At 48.9% G+C, this 419-nt stretch carries 1 protein-coding gene; it reads right to left on the bottom strand.

The genetic code is table 11. The annotated features are described in order from the left end of the window. The coding region (locus tag E1189_RS00365; RefSeq protein ID WP_155158170.1) for a hypothetical protein at positions 1-198 on the bottom strand (198 nt) is incomplete at its 3' end. Positions 199-419: the final 221 nt, after the last annotated feature.

Consider the following 419-nt stretch of genomic DNA (forward strand, 5'->3'; position numbering starts at 1 on the left):
TTCTCTCTTCCCGTTTTTCTGCCAGAACATCAACAACTGTTTCAGCGCCCTAAAAGCACTCGCTCTGCTGCCGTCCAGCAGGGCAAGCATCAGGTTACCAAACAAGTGGGTTCCTGACATAGCAACCTTCCGTGTTGATATCCCGGCATCCATGCCAGCTTCGGCAAAGTGAGCCAAAGATCGCTTGAGAATGGCCACTACAAAAACTCCTGCAATGATGCAACAAAATGGTCTATACAGTAACGGCTTTTTATTTCAGCACAAAGAGGTTTCCTAATGCAGGCAGAGAACCTTTCCAACCCAGCACCACTGGGTTTAATGGGTTTTGGAATGATACTGGCCATTGGGCTGTGTTATGGCGGTGCTGCACGGCCGTCGTGCCATGGGTGATATTGTTTCGCTCATTCTGAACCTGAGTA

This window comes from Parendozoicomonas verongulae (assembly GCF_009711465.1).
Lineage (GTDB): Bacteria > Pseudomonadota > Gammaproteobacteria > Pseudomonadales > Endozoicomonadaceae > Sansalvadorimonas > Sansalvadorimonas verongulae.